This window comes from Klebsiella sp. B345 (assembly GCF_051131735.1).
Lineage (GTDB): Bacteria > Pseudomonadota > Gammaproteobacteria > Enterobacterales > Enterobacteriaceae > Klebsiella.
In genome coordinates, this window is the sequence record NZ_CP180443.1 from 2,913,066 (window position 1) to 2,932,918 (window position 19,853).

General features: G+C 57.2%; 19 protein-coding genes and 1 pseudogene. 7 read left to right on the forward strand and 13 right to left on the reverse strand.

What is annotated here, in order from left to right:
* Nucleotides 1-11: 11 nt before the first annotated feature.
* From uhpT to rbsK, 7 genes are all read right to left on the reverse strand, one after another.
* The gene (gene uhpT, locus ACMYSO_RS13725; RefSeq protein ID WP_434665311.1) at nucleotides 12-1,406 is read right to left on the reverse strand and encodes a hexose-6-phosphate:phosphate antiporter; all 1,395 of its coding nucleotides are present in this window, start codon (nucleotides 1,404-1,406) and stop codon (nucleotides 12-14) included.
* Between the two features lie 141 nt (nucleotides 1,407-1,547).
* The gene (locus tag ACMYSO_RS13730) at nucleotides 1,548-2,876 is read right to left on the reverse strand and encodes an MFS transporter (protein ID WP_434670810.1); all 1,329 of its coding nucleotides are present in this window, start codon (nucleotides 2,874-2,876) and stop codon (nucleotides 1,548-1,550) included.
* Between the two features lie 9 nt (nucleotides 2,877-2,885).
* Nucleotides 2,886-4,367, reverse strand: coding sequence for a signal transduction histidine-protein kinase/phosphatase UhpB (gene uhpB / locus ACMYSO_RS13735; protein ID WP_434670811.1), 1,482 nt, complete (start codon nucleotides 4,365-4,367; stop codon nucleotides 2,886-2,888).
* Nucleotides 4,368-4,384: 17 nt separating this feature from the next.
* Nucleotides 4,385-4,978, reverse strand: a complete 594-nt coding sequence (gene uhpA, locus ACMYSO_RS13740) for a transcriptional regulator UhpA (RefSeq protein ID WP_434665313.1) — start codon at nucleotides 4,976-4,978, stop codon at nucleotides 4,385-4,387.
* Between the two features lie 143 nt (nucleotides 4,979-5,121).
* The gene (locus ACMYSO_RS13745; protein ID WP_434665316.1) at nucleotides 5,122-6,135 is read right to left on the reverse strand and encodes an aldose 1-epimerase family protein; all 1,014 of its coding nucleotides are present in this window, start codon (nucleotides 6,133-6,135) and stop codon (nucleotides 5,122-5,124) included.
* 11 nt (nucleotides 6,136-6,146) lie between these two features.
* Nucleotides 6,147-7,463, reverse strand: coding sequence for an L-fucose:H+ symporter permease (gene fucP, locus ACMYSO_RS13750; protein ID WP_434582424.1), 1,317 nt, complete (start codon nucleotides 7,461-7,463; stop codon nucleotides 6,147-6,149).
* A gap of 27 nt (nucleotides 7,464-7,490) precedes the next feature.
* The gene (rbsK, locus tag ACMYSO_RS13755; protein WP_123757024.1) at nucleotides 7,491-8,411 is read right to left on the reverse strand and encodes a ribokinase; all 921 of its coding nucleotides are present in this window, start codon (nucleotides 8,409-8,411) and stop codon (nucleotides 7,491-7,493) included.
* A 336-nt stretch (nucleotides 8,412-8,747) separates the two neighbouring features.
* On the opposite strand from rbsK, the gene ACMYSO_RS13760 reads away from it, so the two are divergent.
* Nucleotides 8,748-9,539: a DeoR family transcriptional regulator gene (locus ACMYSO_RS13760; RefSeq protein WP_434665318.1), complete on the forward strand. Its 792-nt coding sequence runs from the start codon at nucleotides 8,748-8,750 to the stop codon at nucleotides 9,537-9,539.
* Nucleotide 9,540: 1 nt separating this feature from the next.
* On the opposite strand, the gene ilvN is transcribed toward ACMYSO_RS13760, so the two are convergent.
* The 3 genes from ilvN to ivbL all read right to left on the reverse strand — a co-directional run bounded on the left by ilvN (nucleotide 9,541) and on the right by ivbL (nucleotide 11,720).
* Nucleotides 9,541-9,831 carry an acetolactate synthase small subunit gene (ilvN, locus tag ACMYSO_RS13765; protein WP_123757022.1) on the reverse strand — a complete coding sequence of 97 codons (291 nt, stop codon included), beginning with the start codon at nucleotides 9,829-9,831 and terminating at the stop codon, nucleotides 9,541-9,543.
* Between the two features lie 3 nt (nucleotides 9,832-9,834).
* Nucleotides 9,835-11,523 (reverse strand): acetolactate synthase large subunit, encoded by a 1,689-nt coding sequence (gene ilvB / locus ACMYSO_RS13770; RefSeq protein WP_434665319.1) that lies wholly within the window; start codon nucleotides 11,521-11,523, stop codon nucleotides 9,835-9,837.
* 101 nt (nucleotides 11,524-11,624) lie between these two features.
* On the reverse strand, nucleotides 11,625-11,720 hold the full coding sequence (gene ivbL / locus ACMYSO_RS13775; RefSeq protein WP_123757020.1) for an ilvB operon leader peptide IvbL: 96 nt from the start codon (nucleotides 11,718-11,720) through the stop codon (nucleotides 11,625-11,627).
* 548 nt (nucleotides 11,721-12,268) lie between these two features.
* Here ivbL and tisB point away from each other — a divergent pair.
* The 4 genes and pseudogenes from tisB to emrD form a co-directional block, all read left to right on the forward strand.
* Nucleotides 12,269-12,383: pseudogene (tisB, locus tag ACMYSO_RS13780) on the forward strand (type I toxin-antitoxin system toxin TisB); the annotation flags it as partial.
* A gap of 90 nt (nucleotides 12,384-12,473) precedes the next feature.
* Complete coding sequence (locus ACMYSO_RS13785; RefSeq protein ID WP_434665321.1) at nucleotides 12,474-12,920, forward strand: GNAT family N-acetyltransferase; 447 nt, start codon at nucleotides 12,474-12,476, stop codon at nucleotides 12,918-12,920.
* 67 nt (nucleotides 12,921-12,987) lie between these two features.
* Nucleotides 12,988-13,821 (forward strand): EamA family transporter, encoded by an 834-nt coding sequence (locus ACMYSO_RS13790; protein WP_434665323.1) that lies wholly within the window; start codon nucleotides 12,988-12,990, stop codon nucleotides 13,819-13,821.
* 175 nt (nucleotides 13,822-13,996) lie between these two features.
* Nucleotides 13,997-15,181: a multidrug efflux MFS transporter EmrD gene (gene emrD, locus ACMYSO_RS13795; protein WP_123757016.1), complete on the forward strand. Its 1,185-nt coding sequence runs from the start codon at nucleotides 13,997-13,999 to the stop codon at nucleotides 15,179-15,181.
* Nucleotides 15,182-15,242: 61 nt separating this feature from the next.
* Here emrD and dsdC read toward each other — a convergent pair whose 3' ends face one another.
* The gene (gene dsdC / locus ACMYSO_RS13800) at nucleotides 15,243-16,169 is read right to left on the reverse strand and encodes a DNA-binding transcriptional regulator DsdC (protein ID WP_434665325.1); all 927 of its coding nucleotides are present in this window, start codon (nucleotides 16,167-16,169) and stop codon (nucleotides 15,243-15,245) included.
* A gap of 225 nt (nucleotides 16,170-16,394) precedes the next feature.
* Between dsdC and dsdX the strand changes: the two genes are divergently transcribed.
* Together dsdX and dsdA are read left to right on the forward strand one after the other, a co-directional pair.
* Nucleotides 16,395-17,732 carry a D-serine transporter DsdX gene (gene dsdX, locus ACMYSO_RS13805; RefSeq protein ID WP_434665327.1) on the forward strand — a complete coding sequence of 446 codons (1,338 nt, stop codon included), beginning with the start codon at nucleotides 16,395-16,397 and terminating at the stop codon, nucleotides 17,730-17,732.
* Between the two features lie 17 nt (nucleotides 17,733-17,749).
* On the forward strand, nucleotides 17,750-19,078 hold the full coding sequence (dsdA, locus tag ACMYSO_RS13810) for a D-serine ammonia-lyase (RefSeq protein ID WP_434665328.1): 1,329 nt from the start codon (nucleotides 17,750-17,752) through the stop codon (nucleotides 19,076-19,078).
* Between the two features lie 61 nt (nucleotides 19,079-19,139).
* Here the strand turns inward: dsdA and ACMYSO_RS13815 are convergent, their stop codons facing one another.
* Together ACMYSO_RS13815 and ACMYSO_RS13820 are read right to left on the reverse strand one after the other, a co-directional pair.
* Nucleotides 19,140-19,502 (reverse strand): DUF202 domain-containing protein, encoded by a 363-nt coding sequence (locus tag ACMYSO_RS13815; protein ID WP_434665331.1) that lies wholly within the window; start codon nucleotides 19,500-19,502, stop codon nucleotides 19,140-19,142.
* Entirely contained in the window at nucleotides 19,492-19,839 is a 348-nt protein-coding gene (locus ACMYSO_RS13820) for a YidH family protein (RefSeq protein WP_174509632.1), read from the reverse strand. Before ACMYSO_RS13820 ends, ACMYSO_RS13815 begins: the two co-directional genes overlap by 11 nt.
* Between the last annotated feature and the right edge of the window lie 14 nt (nucleotides 19,840-19,853).

Here is a 19,853-nt window from a genome sequence, read left to right on the forward strand (position 1 = left end):
CCAATACGCCATCACTCGGCGGTCTGCAAAATCTGTTTCTTTTTCTCGCGGCGAATTTTACGTTCTTCGAAGACTGCCACGATAGCCATCAGGCAGATACAGCCGATGGCTGCCGCGTCCAGCGCCGCAAAGGTGCCGGCCCAGCCGGTCAGGCCAAACACCGGCGTGCCGTCGGCAATCATCCCCAGCCCCAGCTTGGCGAAGCTGTCGCCGATCAGATAGGCGAAGGTGCCTTTGATACCATCTGCTGCCCCAATCGCTTTTTTCGGCACGAAGCCCACCGCGGCAACCCCGATCAGCAGCTGCGGGCCAAAGACCAGGAAACCTAAAGCAAACAGCGACATCAGGTAGACGTACTGGTTGCTGGCGTGCTGATAGACGCCGAGAGTGGCGATGATTAACGCCAGCGCGACACAGGCCACCAGCGCACGACGGCCGTTCGCCAGATCTGACAGCCAGCCCCACAGCAGCGTGCCCACCAGCGCACCCACCTCAAACAGGGTAAAGCCCTGAATCGCCACCTCTTTAGACAGCTTCAGCTCCTGGAAGGCATAAACCGTCGACCACTGGTCGATACCGATACGCACCACGTAGAGGAAGATGTTGGAGAAGCACAGCAGCCAGATGACTTTGTTTTTCAGCACGTACTCGACGAAAATCTGCCATTTGGTCATGGCGTTCTCTTCGGTCTCTTTATCTTCTTCGCTAATCTCTTCGCCAAACAGCTCTTCGGCGTTGCCGAGGCCGTAGGATTCCGGGGAGTCGCTGCCAAAACGCAGGCCGATAAAGCCGACAATCAGCGCGATAATCGACGGGAAGATGAACATGCCGATGACGTGGCCGTCGAACAAATAGTTCGCCCCGAACAGCGCTACGCCCGCCGCACCCGCACCACCGAGGTTGTGCGAGATATTCCAGAAGCCAAGGAACGTCCCGCGCTTACGCCGCGGGGTCCATTTGGTAATGGTTGAATAGCTACAGGAGCCGCCGGTGCTCTGGAAGAATCCGCTCAGCGCATAGAAGGCGATCATCAGGAACAAGCTGGTAGAACCGGCCCCCATGCTGGCGCTAAAGCCGAGCATGCAGATGGCGGAGAGGATCAGCATAAACGGCAGGAACTGCTTGGTGTTCTTGCCGTCCGCATAGTAGGAAACCAGCGTTTTCCCCACCCCGTAGGTGATCGAGAAACCAAGACCGATCATCCCCAGTTGGGTCATGCTCAACCCGTAGGTGGAGATCATGTCATTCTGGGCAATGTTAAAGTTTTTGCGGATCAGATACATGGTCAGGTAGCCAATAAAGACCACCAGATAGGACTGCATGAACGGTTTGAACCACATCTTGCGCCGCACATCGAGCGGCAGATCCAGGGTCGGTTTACGCACCTGGTTTAAGAAGGCCAACATAGGACACTCCGGGCTAATTTTTATACCTGCGAATGGCAGGCATTGTAAAAAGCCGCGGTGCGACTGGCCTGAGACAGCGTCCAGGCGAAACCGGGAAAATGTCTTAGTTTTGCCCCGAATAGGGTAAAACAGTGAGGTGCATCACGCTTCGTGCGGCGTTCGCGGTGCCTGGGCGTTTAAAAACGGCAGCAGCAGCAGCGCGGAAATCCCGGCGGCAATGGCAATGACCACGAAAAAACCAGTCCAGTGCCAGCGCTCGAGCACCTGTGCCAGCGGCCAACCTGAGAGCGAGGCGCCGAGGTAGGCAAACAGTCCGACGAACCCGGTGGCCGCGCCTGCCGCCGCTTTGTGGGAACACTCCGCCGCCGCCATGCCAATCAGCATCTGCGGGCCAAACACGAAGAAGCCGGTGGTGAAGAAGCAGGCTGCCTGCATCACGTAGCTGGCGAAGGGCATCAGCCATAAGCCGCCGACCGACAGCAAAATCCCGGCGGCAAAAATCAGGTTCATCGGCCCGCGGTTGCCGTTAAACAGCTTATCCGATCCCCAACCGGCGACCAGCGCGCCAATAAACCCGCCCAGTTCAAACATCGTCACCGCCGAGTTGGCGGTCACCAGATCGACGCCGAGCGTCTCCGACATGTAGAGATTGCCCCAGTCATTAATCGCCGCCCGCACCACATAAACCAACACGTAGCACAGCGACAGCAGCCAGATGTAGGGGTTTGCCAGCACGTACTTGTAGAGGATCTCTTTGCGCGTTAGCCCCGCCCCTTCTTGCTGCTGGGCAATCTCCAGCTCGTCATGACGCCAGTCGCCCACCGCCGGTAGCCCGACAACCTGGGGCCGGTCGCGCAACCGCCAGCAGAGAAACAGCCCGGCGAGGATCGCCAGCGTACCGGCGATCATCATCCCGGCGCGCCAGCCATAGTGCAGCGCCGCAGCGCCCACCACCATTGGGATCAACGCCCCGCCGACGTTGTGCGCGGTATTCCACAGCGCCCACCAGCCGCCGCGCTCGGTACGCGAATACCAGGCCGTCAGCAGTCGGGCGCACACCGGCGAACCCCAGCCCTGAAAGAAGGCGTTCAGCGCCCACAGCACGGCAAAGGCCCACAGCGAGGTGGAGAAACCAAACAGAATATTGACCACCCCGGTAGCAACCAGCCCCAGCCCCATAAAGTACCGGGCGTTGGAGCGGTCGCTGACGATGCCGGAGAAAAACTTCGACAGCCCGTAGGTGATGTAAAACAGCGTCGCCAGCAGGCCGATATCGCTGCGGGTCAGGACGTTGCTGGCGAGGATTTCCGGTACCGCGGCGTTAAAGCTTTTCCGGGTGAAGTAAAACAGGGCATACCCTAACCAGATAGTCAGCAGGATATGACGCCGCCAGTAGCGATAGCGCTCATCCAGCACCTGTTTATCGGTAATCGGCGCGGCATCGGGTGGGGATTTCAGCAAGTTCAGCATCATCGCGCCTCAGACATAACGTTGCGGTAAGTTGACGCAAACGCGGGTACCGTGGGTGCAGGAGATCGTGAGGGTTCCGCCCAGGGCGGTGACGCGCTCGCGCATGCCGGTCAGGCCAAAGCCCGGCTGCCCGCTACCCGGCGGCAGTCCGCAGCCATCGTCTTCCAGCACCAGCATCAGCCGCCCGTCCTGCTGCCAGCCCTGCAACGTCACTGCGCTGGCGCTGGCGTGTTTAACAATATTATTCAGCCCTTCCTGACAGACGCGGAACAGGGTGACGCGCTGGTTTTCACGCAGGGCGGACTCATCAATACGCCAGTCGAGATGGCTGACCATCCCGCGATCTTCCAGCTCCATTTCGCGCATCAGCGAGCGCACCGCCTGTTCAAGGGTCAGGTCGTCGAGCTGCCGTGGGCGCAGCCGGCCCAGCAGGCGGCGCACCGAATCGTAGACACCCAGCGATAGCTGTTCAATCAGCTGTCCGCTCTGCTGCACACCGCCGTTGTGCGGCGCCAGGCGTTGCACAATCCCCGCCTGGGTTCGGATGGCGGTGATGGTCTGACCGATGTCATCGTGCAACTCCCGCGCGACTTCCCGGCGCACGCTCTCTTCGGTCTCCATCAGTCGATCCGCCAGTCGCCGGTTACGCGCCAGCTCGCTTTGCAGCGACTGGTTCAGTTCACGCAGGCGCTGGATCCCGGCCCCCAGCAGCAGCCCGGTCAGGCTCTGTGCCAGCAGCGAGAGCAGTAAATCCACCGGGTGATCGTGCCAGGTCTGGCTGGCTATCAGGGCAATGGCGTTCATCAGCGTCGCGATTAGCGCCCCCTGCCAGCCGTAGTGCCAGGCCAGAGCGATAATCGGCAGCGCCAGGCAGAAGGGGGTAAAACGCGAGAGTTCAGCAGGTAAGCCCAGCTGGAGCCACAGGCTGACGGTAAACAGCAGCAGATACCAGATAAGATGCCGCCCGCGCCAGTTGATCGGTTGTGACACCAGCGACGGGCCTAACGGCTGCCAGACGGTGCTGGTGAGATAGTGCCAGATAACCAGGCAGGTCGGCGCCAGGGTCAGGCCGCCGGTGAGGGTCAACAGCAGCGCATTCAGCCCGTCGCTCCCTTCCGCGGTCCATGGCAGCGATTGCAGCAGCGCGGCGGCAATCAGCGCGCCCCCCTGGCGTAACAACGTGAGCCAGTCGCGCTGGTGGCGATAGCGTGAAATCAGCGCCACCGGCAGCAGGGTCAGCACGCCGCCGATCATCAGCATCAGCGGATGCGCCAGCGCCACTTCCTGCGCCAGCCAGAAGATCAGCAGCCACTCGGCGCCCAGCAGCACCGGCCAGTAACCGCGCGGGCACTGCAGCATCAGGCCGAGCCGCAGGCCAAAGGGAAACAGCAATACAGCAAGGTCGGGGCGCGCGACCAGGTGCAGGCTGATACTCCACAGGCAGAACCATGCGGCGGAAAAGATAAAGAAACAGCCGATTACCGAGAGCAGCCGGGAGAGAAATGTTTTCATTGCCAGCTATCGAACATACGGCGCGCCAGCTCGACGTCGTTGCTGACGCCCAGTTTTTCCAGCAGGTTAGCGCGATGGACGTGCACGGTTTTCGGCGACAGCCCCAGTTCAGCGGCGATCTCTTTTACCGCCATCCCCTGCGCCAGCTTTTCCGCCACCTCGCGTTCACGCTTGGTCAGCGGATCCCGCCGCCCGGACGCCAGCTTCATGGCGATATCCGGCGTCAGGTAACAACCGCCGGTCGCCACGGTTCTGACCGCGGCAATCAGCTCATCCGGGCTGCAGCGTTTGGAGAGAAAGCCGCGGGCGCCGGCATTCAGCGCCTGCTCCACCAGCGCCGGGCTGTCGTGCACCGAAAGCATGATGATCCCCATGCCTTTCGGCAGCTGACTTAACAGCTCGAGGCCGGAAATATCCGGCATCGAAATATCGCAAATACAGACCTGCACACCCCGTCCGGGCAGCCCCGCCAGCGCCTCACGGCCGGAGCCAAACTCAGCGACAACCTGGAAATCAGCTTCCAGCCCCAGCAGCTGCGCAAAACCGGAGCGGACGATAAGATGATCGTCAATAAGGGCAATGGTGGTCATGATGTATCCTGGCGGGTTAAAAAACGCGCTTACCTTAACGATATAAACTGCATCCTTCAAGCGGCGTCTGCTTCCCTCAGGCACTTACTTAAGTAAGCGCCTGAGGATTATCAGACTTGCCGCCTTGAGCCGTATTATCCGCCTCAGGCGATGCCAGTGGTAACCAGGAAGGTTCGGGTCTCCTGCGGCGCCAGTGATATCAGGCTGCCATTGCGCTGTGCCGCCAGAAAGCCCTCCGGTCGGCAGGTGGCGGGCAGGGCGAAGGCAGCAACCTGCTGATCGCCGTTATAGAGGATCCAACGAGTGACGTAATTCAGCTCGGCGCTGGAGAAACGCGTGATGAACGTGGTGCCATCGGGTGCGATCATGCGAAATTCCGGGCTGTCGGTGTAGCGATCCAGCTTATCGGCAAAAAAGACGATCTCCGGGTCATAGAACTGCGGCTCATTTAATGTCGCCACCGAGGCTTCCCCCTGCAGCAGACGCTGATTGAACGCCAGCCATGAGTCCGTCGGCTGAACATGAGCCGGGACCGATTCGCGCAGCGAGAGCGCCTCGTCGGGGATATTCTGGCTGAAGGTCGCCCCCGCAACGTAGGCATAGTTCATATGGCACATGTACTGGAGCGGCATGGCGACGGACGCCAGGTTGGTCACCGCCATCTGGATATCAAACAGCGCGCTCGCTTTATGTACTACCACCGCCGGTCGCGCCTCATAGTGATGACCAAAGCCCATCACATATTCGTAGCGCCCCGCCACGCGCAGGCAGTCCTCTTCCAGCTCCAGCCAGACCTCATCCATCCCGGCGCAAGCCATTTCGCCATGCAGCGGATGGTTGTCCTCCGGCGACGGGCAGCCGTTTGCCAGCAGCCCCGAATGGAAAGCAAAGCAACCATAGGTCGCCACCACTTCGGTGGCTGGCTTCGGTTGGTGGAACATATTGCGCATGGTCAGGTCATGACCATCAAATTCGGCGTCCCAGATCATTTGCCCCAGCCAGGGTAAAATCACCAGATGGCCACGGGCATTCTCCACCCGTAACCCCTCTACGCCGCTGGTATAGCGAAAAGCGGTGACCGTGAAGTCATCATTGGCCACAAGGGTGCGCGGCTGCTCGTGAAAGAGCGCGCGCCATAACGGTATACGTGTCGTCATCAACAGACTCCTCAGGATGCGGTGGCTTCGGTCAGCGTGCGGCGTACTTTGCACTCACGCCAGAAATAGATGCCCACGTAGATGAAGCACAGCATCGGCACCAGGAACGAGAGCTGTAGAGAGTGGAACATGTCGGCGATAAAGCCCTGAATCGCTGGTACCACGGCAGCGCCGATAATCGCCATCACAATCACCGCGCCAGCCATTTCGGTGTGTTCGTTATCGACCGTATCCAGCGTACCGGCATAGATGGTTGCCCAGCACGGTCCGAACAGTACGCTGACCAGTACCGCCACGTACACCGCGCTAAAGCTCGGCGCCAGCGCCACGTAGGCAAGGAACAACGCGCCGATGACCGAGTAGAGGATCAGCACTTTTTCCGGCGTGAAACGGGTCATTAAAATGTTGGCGACAAATTTGCCGATAAAGAAGCAGGCGAAGCTGTAAACCATAAAGGTTGAGGCATCACGCTCGTTGATGTCGCCCAGTTCCAGCGCGAGGCGGATGGTGAACGACCAAACGGTGACCTGCATCCCGACATACAGGAACTGAGCGGCAATTCCGCGACGAAAACGGGCGTTGCTCGCCAGATAGCGCAGCGTATCGGCCGCCGACGGGCGTTTATGGTTTGCGGTCTGCGCGACTTTACAGGTCGGGAAGCGCGTCAGCAGGAACAGCACCATCACCACCACCAGTACCATAATCATGTACTTGTAGGGCTCCAGGGTGTTTTCCAGCATCAGCACTTTAAACTGATGGATCTGTTCAGCGTTCATGCCCGCCATCTGTTTTTCGAGGCTTTCACCGTCGGAAAAGACCAGATATTTACCCAATAAAATCCCGGCAGCCGCGCCGATCGGGTAGAAGGTCTGGCTGATGTTCAGGCGCAGCGTGGCGTGGCTTTTCGGGCCGATCATCGAACTGTAGGTGTTCGCGGCGGTCTCGAGGAAGCTCAGGCCAATGGCAATGGCGAAAATCGCGGCCAGGAACATGGTGTAGGTTGCCATGTGCGAGGCCGGGAAAAACAGCGTACAGCCGACGATATAGAGCGTCAGGCCAATCATAATCGCCACTTTATAGCTGGTATTTTTAATCACTAATGACGCCGGAATAGCAATTAAGAAATAGCCGCCATAAAATGCACTTTGCACCAGGGCAGAAGCAAAGTTACTTAATGCAAAGACGCTTTTAAATTGCGTAATTAAAATATCATTTAATGCAGCAGCACATCCCCATAACGGGAATAAGCAGGATAACAAAATAAACTGGAACAGAGGGGTTTTATTCAGATAGCCGTCGGGCATCTGAATGATATTTTTATCGTTCATAGTGCTACCTTTTACCATGCAGGGTGATTATTCGTTTAACGACAGATACTCATTAAACTGCTCGATACTGGGATAAGATGATTGGGTGCCTTTTCCGGTGACGCTAAATGCGGCAAACAGGGAGGCTTTTTTCATGGCGAATTCAACATCTCCGCTCTGAACATAGTAGTGGGCAAAACAGCCGATAAAGGCGTCACCCGCGCCGCTGGTATCCACCGCGCTGACCTTAAATGCCGGGACGTGGACCTCCTGGTCGCGGGTCATCCATAGCGCGCCTTTCTCACCCATGGTCACAATAATATTGTTGAGACCTCTTTCAATAAGGCTGCGGGCGGCGAGGCAAATATTATCGTAAGAGTCCACCGGCAAGCCGGTTAATATTTCAAGCTCGGTTTCATTAGGGACAAAGAAATCGCACTTGCAGGCATAAGACATATCTAATTCGCGCAATGCTGGCGCCGGGTTTAATAACACTTCAATGCCGTGCTTTTTGCCAAACTCGATGGCGTGATAAACCGTTTCCAGCTGGACCTCAAGCTGTAAAACAATCAGCTGACATTTTTTTAAATCATCGGCAGCGCGATCGATATCTTCTGGTGAGAGAAATTTATTGGCACCTTTAATAATAAGAATGCTGTTGCTGGAGTTGGCATTGACGAAGATCGGTGCCACGCCACTGCTGGTGCAGGGGACCTTTTCGACATAGGTGGTATTGATGCCCCAGGATTCGAGATTGCGAATGGTGTTATCCGCAAAGATGTCATCGCCCACCTTGGTCAGCATCATGACTTTCGAGTTGAGCTTGGCGGCCGCCACGGCCTGGTTTGCCCCTTTGCCACCGCAGCCAATTTTGAACGCCGGTGCCTCAAGAGTTTCGCCCTCTTTTGGCATCTGGTTGGTGTAGGTGATGAGATCCACCATATTGGAGCCAATAACCGCGATATCCATTTTTACTACCTCTCAGAAACAATCACACAACAATGATATTATCGTAACATTATCATGTTACTTTAGTACCATTTGTGACCATGATCGCGATTGCGCTATCATTATCTGTTTATTTATCACGCACAGAAAAGTGAGAAGTACGGCGAAAAATTAAAAAGAAGATAACTAAAAAAATCATAACAAGATGAAAAAAAGAATTTATTTTAATAAAAACGCGATATATCAGGCTTTTAATTCCTGCTGGCTCACAGTATAGTGATGTGAATGCAGAATGTTTCTTCAGGCCCAAAAATGTTACCAGAGGAACATTTGCGAGATAAATTGCGGAGAGAGTGAATGGAGACCAAGCAAAAAGAACGTATACGCCGCTTGATGGAACTGCTGAAGAAAACCGACCGCATCCATCTTAAAGAGGCCGCGCGTATGCTGGAGGTCTCTGTGATGACCATCCGCCGGGATCTCAGCCAGGAAAGTGACTCGCCTCTGCCGCTTACGCTGCTCGGCGGCTACGTGGTGATGGTAAACAGGCCGTCATCCCCGTCGCTCACCGCCACCGTTGCGCCAAAACAGGCGCATCATCGTGACGATTTGCCGATTGCCATTCTCGCCGCGGGCCTGGTGAGTGAAAACGACCTGGTCTTTTTTGATAACGGCAGCGAAATGCCGCTGGTTATCAATATGATCCCCGATGACATTGCCTTTACCGGCATTTGCTACTCGCATCGGGTGTTTATGGCCCTGAATGAAAAGCCCAACGCCACCGCCATTTTGTGTGGCGGTACCTATCGGGCCAAAAGCGATGCGTTCTACGATACCAGCAACCCTTCGGCGCTGGATTCGCTGAATCCGCGGAAAGTGTTTATCTCCGCCAGCGGGGTACACGAACATTTTGGCGTCAGCTGGTTTAACCCCGAAGACCTCGCCACCAAACGTAAAGCGATGGATCGCGGTCTGCGAAAAATCCTGCTCGCGCGCTATGCGCTGTTCGACGATGTGGCGCCTGCCAGCATCGCCCCGCTGTCAGCATTTGACGTGCTGATCAGCGATCGTCCATTACCGGCAGATTATGCTACCCACTGCCGGAATGGTTCGGTCAACGTTATCACGCCGGATACTGAGAGCGAGTAACTCATTCAAAGAAGACGGCTATTTTATTGAACATCGAAGGGTCAGACTGGTTACGCGCGACCTTCACCACATCTTCCAGCTTTTCAATCTGGCTGATCATCTGCCCTAGCCGCTGGTCATCGTTGACCAGTAGCCAGATTCGGCTGTGGTTACTGTTCTGAATCGGCAAACAGAGAATGCCTTCCACGTTAAACGCGCGGCGGGCGAACAGCCCGCAAACGTGGGTCATTACCCCTGGGTGGTTGCGGACGGTGAGTTCCAGAATAACGTTGTCATGAGTCTGCTGTTGCATGGTTTATTCCCCCACCATTTCTGTATTTGCCGCTCCCGGCGGCACCATCGGATAGACTTTCTCTTCTGCATCAATGCGCACGTGAATCAGGGCCGGGCCAGGACGGTCAATGATCGCCTGCAGTGCCGCCTGCGGGTCGGCTTCGTTATTTAAATCACAGGTTTGCAGACCAAAACCGGCGGCAATCTGCATGAAGTTGATCATCCCCGGGTAGGTGGCGGCAAAAACGCCCTGCTGATAGAACAGGCTCTGCTGCTGATACACCAGCCCCAGCGCTTCGTTATTCATCAGGATGATTTTAACATCCAGCTGATTCTCCGCCGCGGTGGCCATTTCCTGAATGTTCATCATCAGGCTACCGTCACCAGAGAAGCAGATCACTTTACGTTGAGGATTAGCCAGCGCGGCACCCACTGCTGCCGGCAGGCCAAAGCCCATGGTTCCCAGCCCGCCGGAGGTCAGCCACTGGCGCGGACGGTTCAGAGGATAGGCCTGGGCAACCCACATCTGGTGCTGGCCAACGTCGGTGGTCACGATCGCCTCGTCATCGACACAGGCGGCCACGGCATTGATCAGCCCGTAGTGGGCCAGCGGATCGCACTGCTGCGGAATGGTGGACGGAAACTCGCGTTGCAGGGCCGCCACCAGCTGGCGCCACTCGTCACGCGGCTGCGAGGCTACCAGCGGGATCAGCTGCGCCAGAACATCAGCAACGTCCCCCTGAATCGCGACGTGCGGCTGCTTGATTTTGCCCAGCTCGGAACGATCGATATCAACGTGAATAATTTTCGCATTCGGGCAGAACTGCTCGGTTTTACCAATCGCCCGGTCATCAAAACGCGCGCCTAAAACAATCAGTAAATCAGATTCTTGCAGGATAAAGTTGGTGCTGCGCGCGCCGTGCATACCCAGCATGCCCAATGAGAGCGGGTGCGCTTTTGGCAGCATACCCAGCGCCATCAGGGTCAGGGTGGTGGGCAGGTTGGCTTTTTCAGCCAGCGCGCGAACCTGATCCCCGGCGTTAATCACGCCGCCGCCCAGATACAGTACCGGACGCTGCGCCGCATTGATCATCGCTGCCGCATCCTGAACGCTGGTGCTGTCGAACGTCGGGGTCGGCGCGCGAGTACCAGGCTCCGGCAACACCGCCAGCTCGATGGTTGCGGTCTGCACATCCTTAGGAATATCTATCCACACCGGACCCGGGCGGCCGGACTGCGCGATGCGAAACGCGTCGCTCATCACCTGCGGCAGTTCAGCGATATCGCGGACCAGGTAGTTGTGTTTCGTGATGGGGATAGAGATACCGTAGGTGTCGACTTCCTGGAACGCGTCGGTACCGATCATCGATGCCGGCACCTGGCCGGTAATACAGACCAGCGGAATGGAGTCCAGGCGGGCATCTGCGATGGCGGTGATCAGGTTGGTGGCGCCCGGCCCGCTACAGGCCATACAGACCGCGGGTTTACCTTCGGTACGCGCCATCCCCTGGGCGATAAAACCCGCGCCCTGCTCGTGACGCGCCAGAACGTGACGGATCTGCGTGCTTTGGCTTAATGCATCATAGATAGGGAGAATCGAGCCGCCCGGGATACCCGCAACGGTGGTGATCCCTTGACGCTCCAGTAAATGAACAACTAACTGCGCGCCGGTGAAGCGCATTTTTTCTGATGTTGTGCCCGAACTTGCCATGCTCCAGTCCTTTTATTCTGGGCCGACTTACCGGGCGAGTGTCGAAAAAAAACCCCGCTCGGTTTGCGCCGGCGGGGTTTGGAATCGTGTTGTTCCGGACCCTACGGCGCATTGCCGACGACGACCACCACACGCACGACGACCACCGCGGCAGGCGCGGTTTTTAGTAGAGTCGACGTCAGAATGGAAGTGTTCATTAGGGACCTGTTGTGCGAAAAATTAACTGAATTTATACAAACACAGCTGCCGCCATTACACAACGGAATTATTTTCATCCACGAGTATTTGCGTAAGGGATCACAATTTTTCGTCTGATGCACAAAAACAAAAAACCCCGCCGCAGCGAGGTTTTTGTCAGCATGTTTACGGCTGGTGACCGCAAGTACACTGTATTACGTCAACGTTGAAAGTATACGCGCGCGCCGGCGTTCACGCAATTTTCACGCGGTTGTCGCCGAAATAGAGTATGGAAGGCGGGAGCCAGATTGTCCAGAAAATACTGTTTAAATATACAGTATTTGTTTATACTGAATGCGTACACGTTGTGTGATTCGGGGCCGCATGTTTTACCGGCGCAATGAAGTCCTGGCTGAAACGGGTGGTGCCGTCAGCGCCTTAACCCCGAGAGAGCACACTGTGTTACGTCAACAAATACGCCACTGTGTTCCGGGCACACCAACGTACCCGGGCGGGCGGCGTATCCCCTCGCTGGCAACAGGCGGCGGAAAGGTACGCCAGCGGGTCGTGCTCCTCTACCAGAGGAGACGCGTATGGGCGCGATGGATATTATTGTTCTTATCCTGAGACTCATGGTTGCCGTGTTGCAACTGCTTGATGCAGTCCTGAGACAGCCACGCTGATTCAGGTTCAAGTCGCAGCTGAGAGGGGCGGGAAACCGCCCCTCTACAGGCGGTGACCCGTCATCTGATGCTGACTAACTGGAGAAAACCATGCCACCGTTGTTGATTCGCCCGGTCACCCCGGAGACCCCCGGCTTTCTTGCCCTGCGCAGAGAAAGCCTGGAGCAACAATTTGCCATGCTGCGTCGTCTGACGGAGAACTGGCAAAGCGGCAAAAACCGCTTTAATGCACCGGGCGAGAAACTACTGGGCGCCTTTGTTGCCGGGCAGCTGGTGGGGGTCTGCGGGCTGAATGTTGACCCGTTCAGCCTACAACCGCGGGCCGGGCGTATTCGCCATTTATATATCCGCGAAGCTTCGCGTCGCCAGCGTGTCGGGCAACAGTTGCTGGTATCGGTGATAACCCATTCCGGCCACTGGTTCGATTTTCTCAATACCCATGCGCCGTCGTCAGCGTGGCCCTTTTATGAAACTCTGGGGTTCCGTCCGATTTATGATGAGCCGCGGGTCACGCATCGCCTGTTCTGTTCGCTTTAAGGGCCGCTGGCTGGTGGAAAACGCCCGTGTTACAGTGCCAGGACACAGCCACTAACCGTCTCCTACGATGACCATTAGCGTTTTCTGCATTCTGCTGTTCGCCGCCCTGCTGCATGCCAGCTGGAATGCCATCGTCAAAGCCAGCGGCGATAAGATGTACGCCGCAATCGGCGTGAGCGGTTCTGCCGCGCTGATCGCTATGGTCGCACTGCCTTTCGTGCCGCAGCCCACTCTGGCCAGCGCACCGTATCTGGTCCTCTCCAGCGCCTTACAAGTAGTCTACACCGTGCTGGTGGCCAAAACCTATCAGGTCTCGGATATGAGCCAGACCTACCCGCTGATGCGCGGCACCGCGCCGCTGTTGGTGGCGATTGTCAGCGTCGCCGTGCTCGGCGATTCGCTGTCACCGCTGGCCTGGAGCGGTATTGCCGTGATCTGCCTGGCGATCCTTGCGATGGCCTTTAACGGCCGCGCCAGCTCCCGCACCGGTATCATCCTCGCGCTGACCAACGCCTGCTTTATTGCCGGCTACACGCTGGTGGATGGCACCGGGGTTCGCCTGTCGGGCACCGCGCTGGGCTACACGCTGTGGTCCTTCTTTATGAACGGCTTCTGTTTGCTGAGCTGGTCAATGGTCGCCCGTCGGCGGGAAGCCAGCCGCTATCTGCGCCAGCACTGGAAAACCGGGCTGATCGGTGGGCTGAGCACCATGGGGTCGTATGGCCTGGCGCTGTGGGCCATGACCCAGGCGCCACTGGCGGTGGTCGCGGCGCTTCGAGAAACCTCTATTTTATTCGGCGCCATCATCGCTTTGGTGCTGCTTAAAGAGAAGCTTATTGCCCTGCGTATTGTGGCTGCCTGCGGTATTGCGGCCGGGGCTATTCTGCTGCGTCTCTCCTGACGCAGAATGGCAACATTTGTTGCCGATTATTGTTTACAAAACCTGCCTGGCATTCCCCACCAATCCTCGTCATGTGGTTGTACTGTCATTTTTATGTGGTAGATTCCTCCAGCATTAAAGGGGTGTGCCAGTCACATATTCTTAATTTACTTCCATTATCAAAGTATTCATCGACATGAAACGGCATAAGAATTTCACTTTGTTGTTGATGCTGGTCGTGCTGGTGGCCGTAGGCCAGATGGCGCAGACCATTTATATTCCGGCGATCGCCGATATGGCTATTTCGCTGAACGCCCGCGAGGGTGCGGTGCAAAGCGTAATGGCCGCCTATCTGCTGACCTATGGCGTATCACAACTTTTCTACGGCCCGCTGTCTGACCGCGTGGGACGACGTCCGGTGATCCTCATTGGGATGTCTATTTTTATGCTGGCGACACTGGTTGCCATCACCACCCACAGCTTGACGGTGCTGATTATCGCCAGCGCTATTCAGGGTATGGGAACCGGTGTTGGTGGCGTCATGGCGCGTACCCTACCGCGTGACCTGTATGAAGGTAGCCAACTCAGACACGCCAATAGCCTGTTAAATATGGGGATTCTTGTCAGCCCGCTGCTGGCACCGCTGATTGGCGGGATCCTCAATACCGTGTGGAGCTGGCGTGCCTGCTACGCTTTCCTGTTGATCCTGTGCGCAGTGGTGACCTTCAGCATGGCACGCTGGATGCCGGAAACGCGCCCGGTCGGCGCGCCACGAACCCGACTGGCCACCAGCTATAAGACGCTTTTCGGCAATACTGCATTTAACTGCTATCTGCTGATGTTAATTGGCGGGCTGGCGGGTATCGCCGTATTTGAGGCCTGCTCCGGGGTGCTGCTGGGCGCCGTACTGGGCTTAAGCAGCATGGCGGTCAGTATTCTGTTTATCCTGCCGATTCCAGCGGCCTTCTTCGGGGCCTGGTTTGCCGGGCGTCCGAATAAACGCTTCTCGACCCTGATGTGGCAATCGGTCATCTGCTGTCTTCTGGCGGGGGTGATGATGTGGATCCCTGGACTGATGGGCGTCATGACCGTCTGGACGCTGCTGGTGCCCGCGGCGCTGTTTTTCTTTGGCGCCGGCATGCTGTTCCCGCTCGCGACCAGCGGCGCGATGGAGCCGTTCCCGTTCCTCGCCGGGACGGCGGGTGCGCTGGTTGGCGGGCTGCAAAATATTGGCTCCGGCGTGCTGGCCTGGCTCTCGGCAATGATGCCGCAGACCGGTCAGAGCAGCCTGGGGTTACTGATGATGCTGATGGGGCTGCTGATTCTGCTGTGCTGGCTGCCGCTGGCTTCACGCTTCAGCCGTCATCAGCAGCCGGTTTAACGCGCAGCTTCTCCCCCGGTCAGCGTAATGCAACCGGGGGTTGCTGATCGAACGGAGGTGCTCAGCGCACCTGGCTCTGTAACCAGTGGATAAACGCCTCGATTTTTGGCCACTGACGGCCCGCCAGGGTCGTCACATAGTAGTGCTGATGGCACTTCAGCGTCATGTCACCAAAGGGAGCGATCAGTTCTCCACTGTCTATTCGCTTCTGTACCAGCCGTTTTCGCCCCATCGCCACGCCGACATGGTTCATCGCCGCAATCACCGCTAAATCTGAACGATCGAAGCCAATCCCCGACGATTGCGGCAAATTCACCGCAAAATGCTGCGCCCAGCTAAACCACTCATCGGTTCCCGAGTCGTTGCTCCAGGCCTGACGGTCGTGCAGCAGCGTACAATACTGAAGATGCTCGGGGTGCTGCTGAAGCTGATGCTGACGGGCATACTCGGCGGTACAAACCGGAACAATCGCCTCATCCATCAGGAAGTGGTGGGTCAATTGCGATGACGGTAAATCATCGAAGTAGAGCGCCAGATCGATGCCCGCGCGCTGCATATTGACGTTTTCGTTGCCGGTTAACACGGTCAGCGAGATGGACGGGTAGCGGCGAGTAAAGTCCCCCAGCGCCGGAACCAGCCAGCACTGGGCAATCGACGGTCGCGAGTAAATGGTCAGGGTGCCGGACAGCTCCTGGTTTTTGATATCCAGAATCTCCTGGTTCAGGCTGTCCAGCGATGACTTCAGCGACCAGTAGACTCGCCGCCCCTCATGGGTTAACTCCACTTTGCGATGCGAACGCACGAACAGCTGGATCCCCAGCTCCTCTTCCAGCTGATTTATCCGGTGACTCACCGCGCTCGGGGTGAGCGACAGTTCTTCCGCCGCCAGCGCGAAAGATTCATGCCGGGCAGCAACCTCAAAGGTATACAGTTTGGACAGCTGCCAGCCGTTCAGCAGCCGGTTGCCAATCTCTTTTGCTACATCCATCGTTCTTTTCCCTGCCATTTTTACCATCAATGGTAAGCAAAATGGCCGCGTCGCGCTGGTTTAAAGATGAAAAAAAGTGACCCATAGCGCAAACACATGGCTTTTTTAGACCTTAATCACCACTTTGATTCAATCTGATTCACCTGAAGCGCCATTTATATCGTTTGTCAGCCGGTGACGTTTTTCTGTTCAATAGCCTCATCTAATTCACAGGCGAGGTGGGGTATGGAATCTCAGATTTGGGTTGTGAGCACGCTACTCATTAGCATCGTGTTGATTGTACTAACTATCGTTAAGCTGAAATTTCACCCGTTTCTGGCGCTGCTGTTAGCCAGTTTCTTCGTCGGCGCAATGATGGGCATGAGCCCGTTGGATATGGTCAACGCCATTGAAAACGGCATCGGCGGCACCCTTGGCTTCCTGGCGGCGGTAATCGGTCTGGGTACCATCCTCGGGAAAATGATGGAGATTTCAGGCGCCGCCGAGCGGATCGGCCTGACGCTCCAGCGCTGCCGCTGGTTATCGGTCGATGTCATTATGGTGCTGGTCGGCCTGATCTGTGGGATTACGCTGTTTGTCGAAGTGGGCGTGGTGCTGCTGATCCCGCTGGCCTTCTCCATCGCTAAAAAGACCCACACCTCCCTGCTGAAGCTGGCAATCCCGCTGTGCACCGCGTTAATGGCGGTGCATTGCGTGGTCCCGCCGCACCCGGCAGCGCTGTTCGTTGCCAACAAGCTCGGCGCCGATATCGGCACCGTGATTGTCTACGGCCTGCTGGTCGGGCTGATGGCCTCGTTGGTTGGCGGCCCGCTGTTCCTGAGACTGCTGGGTAATCGTCTGCCGTTCAAAGCGGTTCCCGCCGAGTTTTCAAATCTGGAAGTGCGTCGGGAAGAGACGCTGCCGTCCCTCGGCGCCACCCTGCTGACCATTCTGCTGCCGATTGCGCTGATGCTGGTGAAAACCGTGGCCGAGCTGAATATGACCCGTAGCGGCACGCTGTATATGCTGCTGGAGTTTATCGGCAACCCGATTACCGCCATGTTTATCGCCGTCTTCGTGGCCTATTACATCCTCGGTATCCGCCAGAATATGAGCATGGGCACGCTGCTGACCCACACTGAAAATGGCTTCGGCTCAATTGCCAATATCCTGCTGATCATCGGTGCCGGCGGGGCGTTTAACGCCATCCTGAAGAACAGCGGCCTGGCCGATTCGCTGGCGGTGATTCTGTCGGGCATGCATATGCACCCGATTCTGCTGGCCTGGCTGGTGGCGCTGATTCTGCACGCGGCGGTTGGTTCGGCCACCGTCGCCATGATGGGAGCGACCGCTATCGTGGCGCCAATGCTGCCGCTGTACCCAGGCGTAAGCCCAGAGATCATCGCCATTGCTATCGGTTCCGGCGCAATTGGCTGCACGATCGTCACCGATTCCCTGTTCTGGCTGGTAAAACAGTACTGCGGTGCGAGCCTGAGTGAGACGTTCAAATACTATACAACGGCCACATTTATCGCATCCTTGCTTGCACTTGCCTGCACGTTCCTGCTTTCTTTCATCATCTGAGCGCAAAGAGACGTCATATGAAAAACGCTGACATGACCACATTAATCACCCGGTTCCCGCTGCTGCAGGAGCTGATCGACCTGAAAGAAACCACCTGGTTTAACCCGGCCACTACGTCACTGGCAGAAGGTTTACCCTACGTCGGCCTGACCACCGAAGATGTTCAGGATGCCCGTGCGCGGCTGGAGCGCTTTGCGCCTTATCTGGCGCAGGCCTTCCCGGAAACCGCCGCTACCGGCGGAATTATTGAATCCGAGCTGGTAGCAATCCCGGCGATGAAAGCGCGGCTGGAGCAGGCTGTTTCCCAGGCTATCGACGGTGAACTGCTGTTGAAAAAAGACAGCCATTTGCCAGTTTCCGGCTCCATTAAAGCGCGCGGCGGGATTTATGAAGTACTGACTCATGCGGAAAAACTGGTGCTGGAGGCGGGCCTGCTGACCACCGGGGATGACTACCGTCAGCTGCTGACGCCAGAGTTTAAACAGTTCTTTAGCCAGTACAGCATCGCCGTGGGCTCGACCGGTAACCTCGGGATGTCGATTGGCATCATGAGCGCCCGCATTGGCTTTAAGGTCACGGTGCATATGTCCGCCGATGCCCGGGCGTGGAAAAAAGCGAAACTACGCAGCCACGGCGTGACGGTGGTGGAGTACGAGCAGGATTACGGCGTGGCGGTTGAACAAGGACGTAAGGCGGCAGAAGCCGATCCCAACTGCTTCTTTATTGATGACGAAAACTCCCGCACGCTGTTCCTAGGCTACGCCGTCGCCGGCGAGCGCCTGAAAGCGCAGTTCGCGCAACAGGGGCGCGTGGTCGATGCCGATCATCCGCTGTTTGTCTATCTGCCGTGCGGCGTGGGTGGCGGCCCAGGCGGGGTGGCATTTGGCCTGAAGCTGGCCTTCGGCGATCATGTTCACTGTTTCTTCGCTGAACCAACCCACTCTCCGTGCATGCTGCTGGGGGTTCATACCGGGCTGCATGATGGTATTGCTGTCCAGGATCTCGGGATCGATAACCTGACCGCCGCCGATGGTCTGGCCGTTGGGCGCGCTTCCGGGTTTGTTGGCAGAGCGATGGAACGTCTGCTGGATGGCTTCTATACCCTCAGCGACCAGTCGATGTACGACATGCTGGGCTGGCTGGCACAAGCCGAAAATATTCGCCTGGAGCCATCCGCCCTGGCGGGGATGGCCGGGCCGCAGCGCGTCTGCGCCAGCAAGACTTACCAGCAGATGCACGGCTTCAGCGCCAGCCAGATGCACAATGCCACGCATCTGGTCTGGGCGACCGGCGGCGGCATGGTACCGGAAGAAGAAATGGCGCAGTACCTGGCGAAAGGCCGCTAAGGTCGCGAGTGTTTTCCCAACCGGCCCTGCACGGCAGTGCGGCAAATGGGCCGGTTTCCCACTAAGGCATATTCTGAATAAATAAGGCAATCTGCCGCAGGTGCGTGGCCGCGAACATCAACGAGAGCGACAGCACCGCGACGGCGATGAAAAACTTGTCGTACACCGCCCTTGGCTGGACAAAATCGTTATCATCCACATCCATCAGGTTACGGTGCCGGGTGTAGCGCCAGAGAATAAACGCCACGATCAGCAGTACGCCAATCGACAGCCAGAACAGCGTCCCTGCGCTATGCCAGTTATGCTTGATCGCCAGCGCCATCAGCGCCCCATAACCCAGCAATGTGCGAAACCAGGCCAACGATGTCCGCTCCGGCTGCAGGCCAGGATCGCTTTCCCGCCGCGCCCGGCGCCTATCCGCCATAAAACACCAGTCCCATCACCACGGCCACCACCAGCGTCAACAAGATGCTAATCACCAGTAGCGTTCTGGTATAGGGCAGGTCCTGCTTCAGGCGCATCGCCTTTTCGTTACTCAACCAGCGAAGGTAGCCATAAATGGCCAGCCCGCCGGCAAACAGACAGAGCAACAGCGCCAACACTTCGCGAATCAGCGGGGTCGCAAAATCCGGTGCCAGCTGATCTAAGCCAACCCCGGCGGCCAGAAAGCCTAATGCCGTGCGGATCCATGCCAGAAAGGTACGTTCGTTAGCCAGCGAGAAGCGGTAATCCGGTGCTTCGCCGACGCGAGAGATTTTCATCAGGGTTCCTTGTT